Source organism: Shewanella sp. MF08487 (genome assembly GCF_050848685.1).
In the GTDB taxonomy this organism is placed as follows: Bacteria; Pseudomonadota; Gammaproteobacteria; order Enterobacterales; family Shewanellaceae; genus Shewanella; species Shewanella glacialipiscicola.
Genome location: NZ_JBOZPB010000040.1, coordinates 1 through 15,814 on the forward strand (window position 1 = coordinate 1; position 15,814 = coordinate 15,814).

13 protein-coding genes are annotated in these 15,814 nt (G+C 45.6%); all 13 read right to left on the minus strand.

The genetic code is table 11. The annotated features are described in order from the left end of the window. Positions 1–163 (minus strand): GTP-binding protein (locus ACRN9H_RS18910; RefSeq protein WP_432306723.1); only part of this gene is annotated, 163 nt, incomplete at its 3' end. A 70-nt stretch (positions 164–233) separates the two neighbouring features. After that, complete coding sequence (fusA, locus tag ACRN9H_RS18915; RefSeq protein WP_432315764.1) at positions 234–2,330, minus strand: elongation factor G; 2,097 nt, start codon at positions 2,328–2,330, stop codon at positions 234–236. A 78-nt stretch (positions 2,331–2,408) separates the two neighbouring features. Then, the gene (rpsG, locus tag ACRN9H_RS18920; protein ID WP_076502219.1) at positions 2,409–2,879 is read right to left on the minus strand and encodes a 30S ribosomal protein S7; all 471 of its coding nucleotides are present in this window, start codon (positions 2,877–2,879) and stop codon (positions 2,409–2,411) included. Positions 2,880–2,960: 81 nt separating this feature from the next. Continuing rightward, positions 2,961–3,335: a 30S ribosomal protein S12 gene (rpsL, locus tag ACRN9H_RS18925; RefSeq protein ID WP_006083605.1), complete on the minus strand. Its 375-nt coding sequence runs from the start codon at positions 3,333–3,335 to the stop codon at positions 2,961–2,963. Between the two features lie 178 nt (positions 3,336–3,513). Then, positions 3,514–7,731, minus strand: coding sequence for a DNA-directed RNA polymerase subunit beta' (gene rpoC / locus ACRN9H_RS18930; RefSeq protein ID WP_432315766.1), 4,218 nt, complete (start codon positions 7,729–7,731; stop codon positions 3,514–3,516). A gap of 83 nt (positions 7,732–7,814) precedes the next feature. Next, on the minus strand, positions 7,815–11,846 hold the full coding sequence (rpoB, locus tag ACRN9H_RS18935; protein WP_263190461.1) for a DNA-directed RNA polymerase subunit beta: 4,032 nt from the start codon (positions 11,844–11,846) through the stop codon (positions 7,815–7,817). A gap of 242 nt (positions 11,847–12,088) precedes the next feature. Further along, on the minus strand, positions 12,089–12,454 hold the full coding sequence (rplL, locus tag ACRN9H_RS18940) for a 50S ribosomal protein L7/L12 (RefSeq protein ID WP_220772927.1): 366 nt from the start codon (positions 12,452–12,454) through the stop codon (positions 12,089–12,091). Positions 12,455–12,508: 54 nt separating this feature from the next. Continuing rightward, positions 12,509–13,009, minus strand: coding sequence for a 50S ribosomal protein L10 (gene rplJ / locus ACRN9H_RS18945; protein WP_076502227.1), 501 nt, complete (start codon positions 13,007–13,009; stop codon positions 12,509–12,511). A gap of 268 nt (positions 13,010–13,277) precedes the next feature. Then, positions 13,278–13,979, minus strand: coding sequence for a 50S ribosomal protein L1 (rplA, locus tag ACRN9H_RS18950; protein ID WP_220772928.1), 702 nt, complete (start codon positions 13,977–13,979; stop codon positions 13,278–13,280). A 4-nt stretch (positions 13,980–13,983) separates the two neighbouring features. Next, positions 13,984–14,412: a 50S ribosomal protein L11 gene (gene rplK / locus ACRN9H_RS18955; RefSeq protein ID WP_432315768.1), complete on the minus strand. Its 429-nt coding sequence runs from the start codon at positions 14,410–14,412 to the stop codon at positions 13,984–13,986. 126 nt (positions 14,413–14,538) lie between these two features. Continuing rightward, on the minus strand, positions 14,539–15,093 hold the full coding sequence (gene nusG, locus ACRN9H_RS18960) for a transcription termination/antitermination protein NusG (RefSeq protein ID WP_076502234.1): 555 nt from the start codon (positions 15,091–15,093) through the stop codon (positions 14,539–14,541). Between the two features lie 9 nt (positions 15,094–15,102). Then, a complete protein-coding gene (secE, locus tag ACRN9H_RS18965) occupies positions 15,103–15,474 on the minus strand; it encodes a preprotein translocase subunit SecE (RefSeq protein WP_220772929.1) in 372 nt (123 codons plus the stop codon). Positions 15,475–15,740: 266 nt separating this feature from the next. Continuing rightward, positions 15,741–15,814, minus strand: a 74-nt coding sequence (locus ACRN9H_RS18970) for a hypothetical protein (protein WP_432315770.1), incomplete at its 5' end; no start/stop codon positions are given.

Here is a 15,814-nt window from a genome sequence, read left to right on the forward strand (position 1 = left end):
CTGGAGCGTTATCGATTTGAGCAAAGTTTTTCACTTCGCCACCATAAGTCTTAGCCAGTACTGCTGAAATAGCTGCAGTTAGAGTGGTTTTACCATGGTCAACGTGACCAATGGTGCCCACGTTTACGTGAGGCTTAATACGTTCAAATTTAGCTTTTGCCACGATATATTCCTTTCTTTTCAGAATAGTCCAGTCGGTGCTGGACCATAATAACATTTATGTCGTAACTGAATTAGCTACGAGATTCAATAATCGCTTTCGCAATGTTTTGCGGTGCATCAGAGTACTTCAAAAACTCCATAGAGTATGAAGCGCGTCCCTGAGTAGCAGAGCGCAAATCAGTTGCATAACCAAACATTTCAGCGAGAGGAACTACTGCATGGACTATTTTGATGCCACCAAAGCCATCGTCCATCCCTTCGATTAGGCCACGACGACGGTTTAAATCACCGACGACATCACCCATATAATTTTCAGGAGTAGTTACTTCTACTTTCATGCAAGGCTCGAGTAACGCAGGATTCGCTTCAAGCGCGCCCTTTTTGAAGCCCATAGAACCTGCAATTTTGAACGCCATTTCATTCGAGTCCACATCATGATACGAACCGTCGAACAAAGTGACCTTCACGTCCAACACAGGGAAGCCAGCGAGAACGCCATTCTTCATCTGTTCTTGGATACCTTTATCAACCGCGGGAATGTATTCACGAGGAATCACTCCTCCCACAACAGCATTGACAAATTCGTAACCAGCGCCTTCTTCATTAGGCTCTAGTTTTAACCAAACATGGCCGAATTGTCCACGACCACCTGATTGGCGTATAAATTTACCTTCAGCTTCTACTGTCGCTCGGATAGTTTCGCGGTAAGCCACTTGCGGCTTACCAACGTTACATTCGACACCAAATTCGCGACGCATACGGTCAACGATAATGTCTAAGTGTAACTCACCCATACCCGAAATCAGAATCTGTGATGATTCTTCGTCAGTTTCAACTCGGAATGATGGATCTTCAGCTGCAAGCTTTTGCAACGCAATACCCATTTTATCTTGGTCGGCTTTTGACTTAGGCTCAACGGCAATGGTAATTACTGGCTCTGGGAACTCCATGCGTTCCAAGATAACTCTATGATCGTTATCACAAAGTGTATCACCCGTAGTCACGTCTTTTAAACCAATAGCTGCGGCGATATCACCAGCACGGACTTCTTTCAATTCAGTTCGATCGTTTGCGTGCATTTGCACCATACGACCTACACGTTCACGTTTCTGTTTTACAGAGTTATAAACGCCTGAACCTGATTCGAGTACGCCTGAGTACACGCGAATAAAGGTTAACGTTCCTACGAATGGGTCAGTAGCAATCTTAAATGCCAATGCAGCAAAAGGCGCATTGTCATCTGATGGGCGTTCTACTTCTTGCTCGTTTTCATCGATACCCTTAATTGGAGGCACATCGACTGGTGCTGGCAAGAAATCAATCACCGCATCAAGTACCGCTTGAACGCCCTTGTTCTTAAATGCAGAACCACAAGTCGCTAAAACGATTTCATTATTTATAGTACGCCGACGTAGCGCCTTCTTAATCTCGTCTTCTGATAGCGTGCCTTCTTCAAGGTACTTATCCATCAGCTCATCCGAAGATTCGGCGGCTACTTCAACCAGATACTCATGCATTTCAGCCGCTTTAGCCGCTAACTCTGCAGGGATCTCCTCATAAGTAAAAGTCATTCCCTGGTCCGCTTCGTTCCAGTTAATCGCTTTCATCTTAATTAAGTCAATCACACCCTTGAAGTTTTCTTCTGCACCAATATTCAATTGAATAGGTACGCAAGTCGCTCCGAGGCGAGTCCCAATTTGCTTCACTACACGTTCAAAGTCTGCACCTGCACGGTCCATTTTATTGACAAATACTAAGCGTGGAACGCGATATTTATCAGCTTGACGCCATACGGTTTCGGACTGAGGTTCAACACCAGAAGAACCACAGAAAACCACAACGGCACCATCAAGAACACGCAGAGACCGTTCAACTTCAATAGTAAAGTCAACGTGACCAGGGGTATCGATGATATTGATGCGGTGTTCAGTGAATTGAGCGTCCATACCACGCCAGAATGTGGTTACAGCAGCTGAGGTGATAGTAATACCACGCTCTTGCTCTTGAACCATCCAGTCTGTAGTAGCAGCGCCGTCATGCACCTCACCGATTTTATGAGACAAACCGGTATAGAACAGAACTCGTTCTGTTGTGGTAGTTTTACCTGCGTCAACATGAGCACAAATACCGATATTACGATAACGCTCAATTGGGGTTGTACGAGCCACGATTATACCCTCTCCACCAAGACCGAAGTCTTGGCAATATCAACAACTATGATGTGGGCCTAAGCCCACACCATCATATTACCAACGGTAATGAGCAAAGGCTTTGTTAGCTTCAGCCATGCGATGCACGTCTTCACGCTTCTTAACAGCAGTACCTTTGTTTTCAGACGCATCCAGCATTTCACCTGCCAGACGTAGAGCCATAGATTTTTCGCCACGCTTACGAGCAGCTTCAACTAACCAGCGCATCGCCAGTGCGTTACGACGCACAGGACGAACTTCACATGGTACCTGGTATGTAGAACCACCAACGCGACGAGATTTAACTTCGACTGATGGGCGAACGTTATCCAGGGCTGCTTCAAGGATTGTCAAATGTGCTTCGCTTTTCTTTTCAGCGACAACATCTAATGCCTTGTAGATAATTTTTTCTGCAGTCGACTTTTTGCCGTCCTGCATAATGACGTTGATGAACTTAGCCAACAACTCACTGTGAAACTTTGGATCTGGTAGGATTTTACGTTGTCCTACAACGCGACGTCTTGGCATAACAATTCTCCGTATGCTTCAGGGACTTCCAAAACTGGAATTCTCAAAATAAAACTAGCTTGGCCTTACTTAACGGATAAGTTAAGACTTAGGACGCTTAGCACCGTATTTAGAACGGCTTTGGCGACGTGAAGTCACGCCTGCACAGTCTAATGCGCCACGAATAGTGTGATAACGCACACCTGGTAAGTCTTTAACACGACCACCACGGATTAAGATCACGCTATGTTCCTGCAGGTTGTGGCCTTCACCGCCGATGTACGAAGTTACTTCGAAACCGTTAGTTAGACGCACACGAGCTACTTTACGTAGTGCAGAGTTAGGTTTTTTAGGTGTAGTTGTGTACACACGTGTACAAACACCACGTTTTTGCGGGCACGCATTCAACGCAGGCACATTAGTCTTGTCGACTTTTGGCGCGCGTGGCTTACGTACCAACTGGTTTACAGTTGCCATGTATAGCTCCGAGTCAGTTGAATCAAACTCAACGATAAGGTGTGAAAAATCTATATCCCACAATGGTGGGACGCGGAATTTTAGAAAGGTAATGCCTAACTGTCAAGAAATAGCCAACTTTTGCGGCATATTACAAGAAAAAAGGCGCCACAGGCGCCTTTTTTAACAAACTGATTACTTAATCTTGGCTACCAGCCAGGTTTAAGAGATCGGCCAAGTTCTGTTCGGCTTCACTTGCAGTGATCTTATTCACTACTACAGGTGCGTTTTTCTTCGCACGCGCTTCATTACGAGTCTTGTGATAAGCGTAACCGGTACCGGCTGGGATCAGTCGGCCAACGATAACGTTTTCTTTCAGACCACGTAATTGATCGCTCTTACCACCTACGGCGGCTTCGGTCAGTACGCGCGTGGTTTCTTGGAACGATGCGGCTGAGATAAAGGATTCTGTTGCCAGAGATGCTTTAGTAATACCCAGTAGCTCACGCTCAAACGTTGCAGGCACTTTACCTTGGGCGATCAGTTCGCGGTTAGCGATCTTCACGCGTGACACTTCAGCTTGTTCCCCTTCGAGGAAATCAGCATCACCGGCAGAAGTGATAAGACACTTACGCAGCATTTGACGGATGATCACTTCGATATGCTTATCATTGATCTTCACGCCTTGCAGACGGTAAACGTCCTGTACTTCGTTCACAATGTAGTTAGCTACGTTGTGGATACCACGAAGACGCAGAATGTCATGTGCCGCTTCTGGACCGTCAGCGATAACTTCACCACGTTCGACTTTTTCACCTTCGAACACGTTCAAGTTACGCCACTTAGGTATCATCTCTTCATAATGATCGCCGCCATCAGCAGGTGTAATCACCAAACGACGCTTACCTTTGGTCTCTTTACCAAACGAAATGGTGCCCGAAATTTCCGCCAGAATAGCCGGCTCTTTTGGCTTACGCGCTTCGAACAAGTCAGCAACGCGTGGCAGACCACCGGTGATGTCGCGTGTTTTAGAAGATTCCTGAGGAATACGAGCTAAAGCGTCACCCACGTTGATTTGTGCGTTATCTTCCAAGTTAACGATCGCACTACCTGGTAAGAAGTACTGTGCTGGCACTTCAGTACCTGGGATCATCAGATCGTTACCATTAGCGCCAAGCAGGCGGATCATTGGGCGCATTTCTTTACCCGCAGTACCACGCTGACCAACGTCAAGGATCACGATGGATGACAGACCCGTTAGTTCGTCTGTTTGGCGGGTCATAGTGACACCGTCAATCATGTGTTCGAACTTGATACTACCCGCCACTTCAGAAATGATTGGGTGAGTATGTGGATCCCAGTTAGCGATAACATCGCCAGCTTCAACAGCAGCTTCTTCTAACTTCTCAAGCACAGTACCGTATGGCACTTTATAACGCTCTTTCTCACGGCCAAGCTCATCGATGATGGCGAGCTCAGAAGAACGAGAAACGATAACAAGTTTGCCGTCACTGTTAGTAACATGCTTAGCATTGTGCAGTTTCAATGAACCTGAGTTTTTCACTTGGACATTGTTTTCTGCAGAAGCTCGAGACGCCGCACCACCGATGTGGAAGGTACGCATCGTTAACTGTGTACCTGGTTCACCGATTGATTGTGCTGCCACAACACCGATTGCTTCACCGTGGTTAATAATATGACCACGAGCCAAGTCACGACCGTAACAAGCTGCACATACGCCGAAATCGGTATCACAAGAGATAACAGAACGTACAATCACTTCGTCGATTGAATATTCTTCTAACTTGTCACACCATGCTTCGTCGAGTAGCGTGTTACGTGGAGCGAGTACATCTTCAGTGCCTGGATAGAACACATCAATTGCAACCACACGACCCAGTACGCGTTCACGTAACGGCTCAACCACATCACCACCTTCAATCAGCGGCTTCATGGTTAGACCTTCGTGAGTACCACAATCGTCTTCGATAACCACTAAATCTTGTGCAACGTCTACAAGACGACGAGTCAGGTAACCCGAGTTCGCTGTCTTCAATGCCGTATCGGCTAGACCTTTACGCGCACCGTGAGTAGAAATAAAGTACTGGAGTACGTTTAGACCTTCACGGAAGTTAGCGGTAATTGGCGTTTCGATGATTGAGCCATCTGGCTTAGCCATCAGACCACGCATACCCGCCAACTGACGGATCTGTGCGGCACTACCACGGGCGCCTGAGTCAGCCATCATATAGATGCTGTTAAACGAGGCTTGTTTCTCTTCAACACCATCACGGTTAATCACTGTCTCAGTTGACAGGTTTTCCATCATAGCTTTAGAAACTTTTTCGTTGGCACTTGCCCAGATATCGATAACTTTGTTGTAACGCTCACCGGCTGTGACTAGACCAGATTGGAACTGCTCTTGAATTTCAAGAACTTCCGCTTCTGCATCAGCAACTAAGGTGTATTTCTCGTCTGGAATAACCATGTCATCGATACCTACAGAGGCACCAGAGATGGTTGCAAAACGGAAACCGGTATACATCAATTGGTCAGCGAAGATAACAGTATCTTTCAGACCCAGTTGACGATAACAAGTGTTCAACAGTTTAGAGATCTGCTTTTTGCCCATGTTCTGGTTAACCAGATCAAATGACAAACCTGCTGGCAAAATAAGTGACAGCAGAGCACGACCCACAGTCGTATCAACGATACGGCGTTGTTCGGTACGTTCACCAGTGTCACCAATAATGGTTTCAGTGATACGAACTTTAACGCGAGCATGCAGTTCAGCAGCGCCAGTTGCGTAAGCTTTTTCAACTTCAGCAACAGACATAAATGCCATACCTTCACCACGGCCGTTAATACGCTCACGGCTGGTGTAGTACAGACCCAATACCACGTCTTGAGACGGGGTGATAACGGGCTCGCCGTTGGCTGGTGACAGGATGTTGTTGGTCGACATCATCAGGGCACGGGCTTCAAGCTGCGCTTCCAGTGTTAACGGTACGTGTACCGCCATTTGGTCACCGTCGAAGTCGGCGTTGTATGCCGCACAAACGAGTGGGTGTAACTGGATTGCTTTACCTTCAATCAGTACTGGTTCGAACGCTTGGATACCCAGTCTGTGCAGTGTTGGTGCACGGTTGAGCATCACTGGATGTTCGCGGATCACTTCATCCAGAACGTCCCATACTTCCGCCACTTCACGCTCAACCATCTTCTTAGCCGCTTTGATGGTAGTAGCTAAGCCACGACCTTCTAGCTTGCCATAGATGAATGGCTTGAACAGTTCCAGTGCCATCTTCTTAGGAAGACCACATTGGTGCAGACGTAGCGTAGGACCTACGGTAATGACCGAACGACCAGAATAGTCGACGCGCTTACCCAATAAGTTCTGACGGAAACGACCTTGCTTACCTTTGATCATATCAGCCAAAGATTTCAGAGGACGCTTGTTAGAACCGGTAATAGCACGACCACGACGACCGTTATCTAATAGCGCATCAACAGACTCTTGTAACATACGCTTTTCGTTGCGTACGATAATGTCTGGCGCAGCTAAATCTAACAGACGCTTCAAACGGTTGTTACGGTTGATCACACGGCGATACAGGTCGTTTAGATCTGAAGTCGCGAATCGGCCGCCATCGAGCGGTACCAGCGGACGTAAGTCAGGTGGTAACACAGGCAGTACTTTTAAGATCATCCACTCAGGCTTGTTGCCTGAAGTGTAGAATGCTTCCATCAGCTTAAGACGTTTAGTCACTTTCTTGCGACGAGTCTCAGAGTTGATTGAAGGTAATTCTTCACGCATTTGTTCGATTTCTTTCGCTAAATCGATAGCACGTAACAGTTCAAGCACTGCTTCGGCACCCATTTTAGCTTCGAACTCATCACCGTATTCTTCTAATGCATCCAGATAAGTTTCTTCTGTCAGCATTTGGCCACGCTCAAGGCTGGTCATGCCAGGCTCGATCACGACAAATGATTCAAAATACAGTACGCGTTCAATATCACGCAACGTCATATCGAGCATTAAGCCAATACGTGACGGCAGTGATTTTAAGAACCAAATGTGCGCAACTGGGCTAGCCAGTTCGATGTGACCCATACGCTCGCGACGTACTTTAGTTTGGGTTACTTCAACGCCACACTTTTCACAAATAACACCACGGTGCTTCAAACGTTTGTACTTACCGCACAAACATTCGTAATCTTTGACTGGGCCAAAGATACGCGCACAGAACAGACCTTCACGCTCAGGCTTGAAGGTACGGTAGTTGATGGTTTCTGGCTTCTTAACTTCACCAAAAGACCAAGAACGGATCAGATCAGGCGATGCCAGACCAATTTTGATGCCGTTAAATTCTTCAGTCTTGCTTTGCTGTTTCAGAAACTTTAATAAGTCTTTCACGTTTCTCTCCTGAAGGAGTTAAACCGGGTGCTCCGTATACACGGAGCACCATGCTGTTGCTAAACGCGGCTAAAGGCCTGCGCTTATGCCTGATCCAACTCGATATTAATACCGAGTGAACGGATCTCCTTCAGTAACACGTTGAAGGACTCTGGCATGCCAGGTTGCATCTGATGGTTACCGTCGACGATGTTCTTATACATCTGAGTACGACCGTTAACGTCATCCGATTTAACAGTGAGCATTTCTTGAAGCGTATAAGCGGCACCGTATGCTTCTAGTGCCCACACTTCCATCTCACCGAAACGCTGACCACCGAACTGAGCTTTACCGCCCAGTGGCTGTTGAGTCACTAAGCTGTACGAACCGGTAGAACGGGCGTGCATCTTGTCATCAACTAAGTGGTTCAGTTTGAGCATGTACATGTAACCTACAGTTACTTGACGCTCAAATTCGTTACCGGTACGACCATCAAACAACTTCAACTGACCAGAGGTTGGCAAACCTGCAAGTTCAAGCATCTGCTTGATCTCTTTCTCTTTAGCACCATCGAATGCAGGAGTTGCAATCGGGATACCGCCTTTCAGGTTAGTCGCAAGACGTAATACTTCATCATCAGTGAATGAATCGATATCGACGCGCTGTTGCACTTCGTCACCTAATTCATAAACTTGTTTGATGTAGCCACGAACTTCAGCCAGCTCACGCTGTTCTTCAAGCATCGCAGTGATCTTGTTACCAATGCCTTTGGCAGCGGCGCCCATATGAACTTCAAGTACCTGACCAATGTTCATACGTGATGGAACACCTAACGGGTTCAATACGATGTCTACTGGGTTACCTTGTTCGTCATATGGCATGTCTTCGATTGGGCAAATCTTAGAGATAACACCCTTGTTACCGTGACGACCCGCCATCTTGTCACCAGGTTGGATAGTACGCTTAACCGCTAAGTAAACCTTAACAATCTTGAGTACGCCTGGCGCCAAATCATCACCTTGGGTGATCTTACGGCGTTTGATTTCAAACTTCTTATCGAAGTCAGCTTTCAGTTCATCATGTTGCTCAGCTAATTGCTCAAGTTCAGTTTGTTTAGTTTCATCGTCAATGACTTGAATCAAAACATCTTTACGTGGCAACGCTGCAATTTGCGCATCGGTAAAACCAGCACCGGTTAACAAGTTACGTGCACGGCTCAATACACCTTCTTCAAGGATCTTGAACTCTTCGCCTAAGTCTTTACGCGCTTGGGCAATGTGCATCTCTTCAATTTCAACGGCACGCTTGTCTTTCTCAACGCCGTCACGGGTAAATACCTGTACGTCGATGATAGTGCCCTTAACAGAGTTAGGTACACGCAATGAGCTGTCTTTAACGTCAGACGCTTTTTCACCGAAGATAGCACGGAGTAATTTCTCTTCTGGAGTCAGCTGTGTTTCGCCTTTTGGCGTCACTTTACCTACCAGAATGTCGCCACCCTTCACTTCTGCACCAATGTAAACGATACCTGACTCGTCGAGTTTCGACAGAGCAGACTCACCTACGTTTGGAATATCAGCAGTGATTTCTTCGCTACCCAATTTAGTATCACGAGCAATACAAGACAGCTCCTGAATGTGGATAGTGGTGAAACGGTCTTCTTGCGCTACGCGCTCAGAAATTAAGATCGAGTCTTCGAAGTTGTAACCGTTCCAAGGCATGAACGCGATACGCATGTTCTGGCCAAGGGCTAAGTCACCTAAGTCAGTAGACGGACCGTCTGCTAACACGTCACCACGAACCACTGGCTCGCCAACAGCACAACAAGGGCGTTGGTTGATACAAGTGTTTTGGTTAGAACGGGTGTATTTAGTCAGGTTATAAATGTCGATACCGGCTTCGCCTGCGCGCAGCTCATCTTCATTTACTTTAACAACGATACGGCTTGCATCGACGTAGTCAACAAAACCACCACGCTTAGCAACAACCACAACACCAGAGTCAACAGCAAGAGTACGTTCAATACCAGTACCTACTAGCGGCTTTTCAGAGCGCAGTGTTGGCACGGCTTGACGTTGCATGTTCGCACCCATCAAGGCACGGTTAGCATCGTCGTGTTCTAAGAACGGGATCAGTGAAGCTGCAACAGAAATAATCTGTTGTGGCGAAACGTCCATATACTGGATGTCAGCCGCACGCATAAAGGTTGATTCACCCTTATGACGACATGCAATCTGCTCTTCAACCATACGGCCGTTAGCATCAACTTCAATGTTCGCCTGTGCAATGACATAACGACCTTCTTCGATTGCTGACAAGTATTCCACTTCGTCAGTAATCACGCTGTCGATAACCTTGCGGTATGGCGTTTCTAAGAATCCGTAAGAGTTAGTACGGGCAAAACTGGCTAATGAGTTGATTAGACCAATGTTTGGACCTTCTGGGGTCTCAATTGGGCATAAACGACCATAGTGAGTTGCGTGTACGTCTCGTACTTCAAAACCTGCACGTTCACGGGTTAAACCACCTGGGCCAAGAGCAGAAATACGACGCTTATGCGTTACTTCTGATAGCGGGTTGTTTTGGTCCATAAATTGTGACAGCTGAGAAGAACCGAAGAACTCTTTCACTGCAGCAGAAATTGGCTTAGCGTTAATTAAGTCTTGTGGCATCAGCTCGTTTAGATCGCCTAAAGATAGACGTTCACGCACGGCGCGCTCAACACGGACTAAACCAACACGGAATTGGTTTTCAGCCATTTCACCGACGCTACGAATACGACGGTTACCCAAGTGATCGATATCATCAACTTCGTCAAAACCGTTACGGATATGAATAATGTTCTTCATTACCGCAACGATGTCTTCTTTAGACAATACGCCGCTACCTTCATCATCAGCAATGCTGAGACGACGGTTGAACTTCATACGACCTACTTTAGATAAGTCATAACGCTCTTCACTGAAGAACAAGTTCTGGAATAGGCCTTCGGCAGCATCTTTAGTTGGTGGCTCGCCAGGACGCATCATGCGATAGATTTCAACCAGCGCTTCTAAGCGGTTAGTAGTTGAATCGATACGCAGCGTATCTGAAATATAAGCACCATGATCTAGCTCGTTAATATATAACGTGCTGATATCTTTAATACCGGCCAATGATAATTTAGCCAAATCTTCTAGGCTGATTTCACTGTTGGCAGAGACTAAGACTTCACCCGTGTCTGGATCGATATAATCTTGAGCAGCATATTTGCCCACGATATATTCAACTGGCACTTCGAGTTCAGTGGTATTGGTTTTTTCTAACTGACGAATGTGGCGCGCAGTAATACGACGGCCCGCTTCAACCAGAATAGAACCTTCAGCATCCTTAATATCATAGCTGGCAGTTTCGCCACGCAGACGATCAGGAACCAAAGCCATAACCAGAGTTTCTTTCTTAATCTTGAACTCAACGCGTTCAAAGAATAGATCGAGGATCTCTTGAGTAGAATATTCTAATGCACGTAACATGATGGTCGCAGGCAATTTGCGGCGACGGTCAATACGCACAAATAGTGCATCTTTAGGATCGAATTCAAAGTCAAGCCATGAACCACGGTAAGGAATAATACGTGCGTTATACAGCACCTTACCTGATGAGTGGGTTTTACCACGGTCATGATCAAAGAACACGCCTGGGCTGCGGTGTAATTGAGATACGATCACACGCTCAGTACCGTTGATGACAAAAGTACCGTTATCCGTCATCAATGGGATATCACCCATGTAGACTTCTTGTTCTTTAATATCTTTTACTGTGCCCGCCGCTGCTTCACGGTCATACAACACCATGCGTAATTTAACGCGTAGTGGTGCTGAGTACGTAACACCGCGGATCTGACACTCTTTCACATCAAAAACAGGTTCGCCAAGCTTATAGCTGACGTATTGCAGTTCTGAATTACCAGAAAAGCTCTTGATGGGAAAAACGCTACGGAAGGCGGCTTCTAAACCGCGCTCACCGGTAGGATCTTGATCGGTGAACTTCTTAAAAGAGTCTAGCTGAATAGACAATAAATAAGGGATATCCAAAACTTTTGGACGCTTACCAAAGTCTTTGCGAATACGCTTCTTTTCAGAATAGGAGTAAACCATGGGTTTCCTCTGCTTACGAGATGTGACCAAGACTGAATAAATAACTTAAGTTATTGAATTCAGCACGTTTGCCCATCACCGTTGATGGCAAGAACCTAACCAGTAATCTCTGCTAGGGACTGCAATATATGGCGACAAACGGTGAAAAAAAATCGCCAACGCATATAGCGCAAAAAAGGCCGACGGTTAAAAAACCGCCAGCCTTCACCCAAGTGGCTTGGGTGAGTAAGCTAAATAATAGCTTACTTAATTTCTACAGAAGCACCAGCTTCAGTAAGTTCTTTCTTCAGCGCTTCAGCTTCTTCTTTAGAAACGCCTTCTTTTACTGCTACTGGAGAAGCTTCTGACATAGCTTTAGCTTCTTTCAGGCCTAAACCAGTTGCGCTACGGATAGCTTTAATAACTGCAACTTTGTTTTCGCCATGAGCAGTCAGAATTACGTTGAATTCTGTTTGTTCTTCAACAGCAGCTGCTTCAGCGCCGCCAGAAACAACAGCAGCAGCGGCAGAAACACCGAACTTCTCTTCCATTGCTTCGATTAGTTCAACAACTTCCATTACAGACATAGCTGCAAAGGCTTCTAAGATTTGGTCTTTAGTGATAGACATAACAAATGTTTCCTATTGTTCTGAATTCAATTTTAATAAGTTGCCAGCTTAAAATTAAGCGGCTTCTTGTTTTTGATCGCGCAGGGCGGCCAGTGTACGAACGAACTTGCCAGCAGATGCTTCTTTCATAGTCATCATTAACTGAGCTAGTGCTTCGTCGTATGTTGGCAGTTTCGCCAAACGATCAATTTCAGCTGCAGGGATGAAATTCCCTTCAAAGGCTGCGCCTTTAACTTCGAAGTTAGCTTGTTCTTTAGCAAAGTCTTTTAACAGACGTGCTGCAGCACCTGGGTGCTCTAAAGAAAAAGCAATCAAAGTTGGGCCAGTGAACGTCTCTGCTAGGCACTCAAAAGCAGTACCTTCAACAGCACGACGAACCAATGTATTACGTACTACACGTACATAAACACCAGCTTCGCGCGCTTTTTTACGCAGACCGGTCATAGCACCTACAGTTACACCGCGAGAATCAGCGGCCACTGCAGATAGCGCACCTTTGGCAGCTTCGTTGACTTCAGCAACAATCGCTTTTTTGTCTTCGAGTCTTAATGCCATTGGCTTTACTCCTGGATTCTACCTAGGGTATTCCCTAGTATTTACCATACTAAATACTTATGTATTTAGTGACTTACGGTGCAGATGATCCAGTAAAAAATTTTAGCTGGGGCCTGACACCGTCTACGCAGGAAATTAAGTTAATTTTACAAAAAACACCTGCGGTCTTGGACGGAAACCAGAATCAAACACTGCCGAAACAGAGAGTAAAACTGGCTTCAACCCACAAAGTGCGCGCATTATAGACTAACGCGAGCACTTTGTAAAATTAGTTGATTGTTTCAAGCGTTGCCTGATCAACCGAAACACCTGCACCCATAGTGGTAGAGATGCTTACTTTTTTCACGTAGATGCCTTTAGCAACTGCAGGCTTAGCCTTTTTCAGTGCTGACACTAACGCTTCTAAGTTTTCTTTCAACTGAACTGGTGTAAAATCCACTTTACCGATAGTAGTGTGGATAATACCGTTCTTGTCGTTACGGTAACGAACTTGACCCGCTTTGGCATTCTTAACAGCTTCAGCAACGTTTGGCGTTACTGTACCTGTTTTAGGGTTAGGCATTAAACCACGTGGGCCTAAGATTTGACCTAACATACCAACAACGCGCATTGCATCTGGAGATGCGATAACCACGTCAAAGTTCATTTCACCGGCTTTGATTTTCTCAGCCAGGTCTTCCATACCAACAAGCTCAGCACCAGCAGCTTTAGCAGCTTCAGCATTTGCACCTTGTGTAAATACTGCAACGCGAACATCACGACCTGTACCGTGTGGCAACACTGTTGCACCACGTACGTTTTGGTCAGATTTACGTGGGTCAATACCCAAGTTAACCGCTACGTCTACACTTTCAACGAATTTAGCTGTCGCTAATTCTTGTAACAAAGCAATAGCTTCGTTAATGTCGTAGTTTTTAGTAACGTCAGTTTTTTCGCGGATTACGCGCATGCGTTTAGTTAGTTTTGCCATTATATTAATCCTCTACAACCAAACCCATTGAACGCGCAGTACCTTCGATTGAGCGAGTCATCGCTTCAATATCAGCACCAGTCATATCGGCAGCTTTAAGTTCAGCAATTTCTTGAACTTTAGCGCGAGCGATAGTACCCACTTTCTGAGTGTTAGGACGTGGAGAACCTGATTTCAGGCCTGCAGCAGTCTTTAACAAATAAGATGCTGGAGAAGTCTTAGTTTCAAAAGTGAATGAACGGTCACTGTAAACAGTGATCACGACTGGAATAGGCATGCCTTTTTCCATTTTATCTGTACGGGCGTTAAACGCTTTACAGAATTCCATGATGTTCACACCTTTTTGACCCAAAGCTGGACCAACTGGTGGTGATGGGTTCGCAGAACCGGATTTTACTTGTAGCTTAATATAAGCATCAATCTTCTTTGCCATCTGACATTTCCTCAGTTTGGGTTCAAACGCGCATCAGCGACATGCTGACATGCTCCCCCGAAAACAACGGCGCGAATTATATAGAATTTCACGGCCGTTGCCAAACGGATTTTGTGGTTTATTTAATCAGCCTTTTTCAACTTGACTAAAATCAAGTTCAACAGGCGTAGAACGACCGAAGATCATTACCGATACTTTTACGCGGCTCTTGTCATAATCAACTTCTTCAACGGTACCGTTAAAGTCAGCAAAAGGACCATCACACACACGTACAAGTTCACCTGGCTCAAAAATCGTTCTGTGAGTCGGTGACGCAGTCGTTTCTTGTAAGCGACGCAAAATAGCATCGGCTTCTTTATCTGAAATTGGCGCAGGACGATCAGACGTTCCGCCAATAAAGCCTAAAACACGCGGGATGCTTTTGACTAAATGCCAACTGTCATCGTTCATTTCCATCTGGACTAATACATACCCAGGGAAAAACTTACGTTCGCTTTTGCGACGCTGACCTGCACGCATTTCAATGACTTCTTCGGTCGGAACTAATATTTCGCCGAAGTAATCTTCCATGCCATGCATTTTAATGTATTCAATCAGTGACTTACAAACCCGGCCTTCATAGCCAGAGAATGCCTGCACGACATACCATCTTTTTTTAGCTTCTTTAGCTTCTTCAGTCATTCGAGGTGCCTATACGCCAGTAATAAAATTGACAATTCGCATTAACACAGCATCCATACCCCAAAGGATAAGAGCTAAGATACCTGTTGCAGCAAGGACAATAAACGTGGTGTTTAGCGCTTCTTGACGCGTAGGCCAAACAACCTTACGCACTTCGATATGCGATTCACGAGCAAAAGCTAATGCTTTTTTACCCTTTACTGTCTGAAGCGCAATAAAACCAGCAATAGCGAATGCAACGATAACACTAAGCGCACGTATTACGGCACTGGCTTCGCTAAACATTTGATTGCCAATAACAGCAGCGGCTAGCAATATAATCACTAAACCCCACTTCACGATATCCAGAGAATTGTTCTGGTTTTCAGTATTTGTTGTCATCGGTTTTTCCGTTACTCAATACGGCCTGAGCTTAGAGCATATAAATTTAGGGCACTATTCCCGCATCATACTCTGCATTTCCGAACACCCCTAGAAACGCAAAATAGCATAAACTCAGGGTCAAAAATCGGCCATAGATTGTATTCTTATTCGACTTCGTAAGCAAGGATGCCTATCCAGCGCAAACCACAAAACCTATGAAATAATCCACTTAAATAAAAAAGGAAGCCTTAGCTTCCTTTTTTGTGTGTTGCTAATCTTTGCTATTAAGCAAAAATTTTCGCTACTACACCAGCACCTACTGTACGGCCACCTTCACGAATAGCGAAGCGTAAACCTT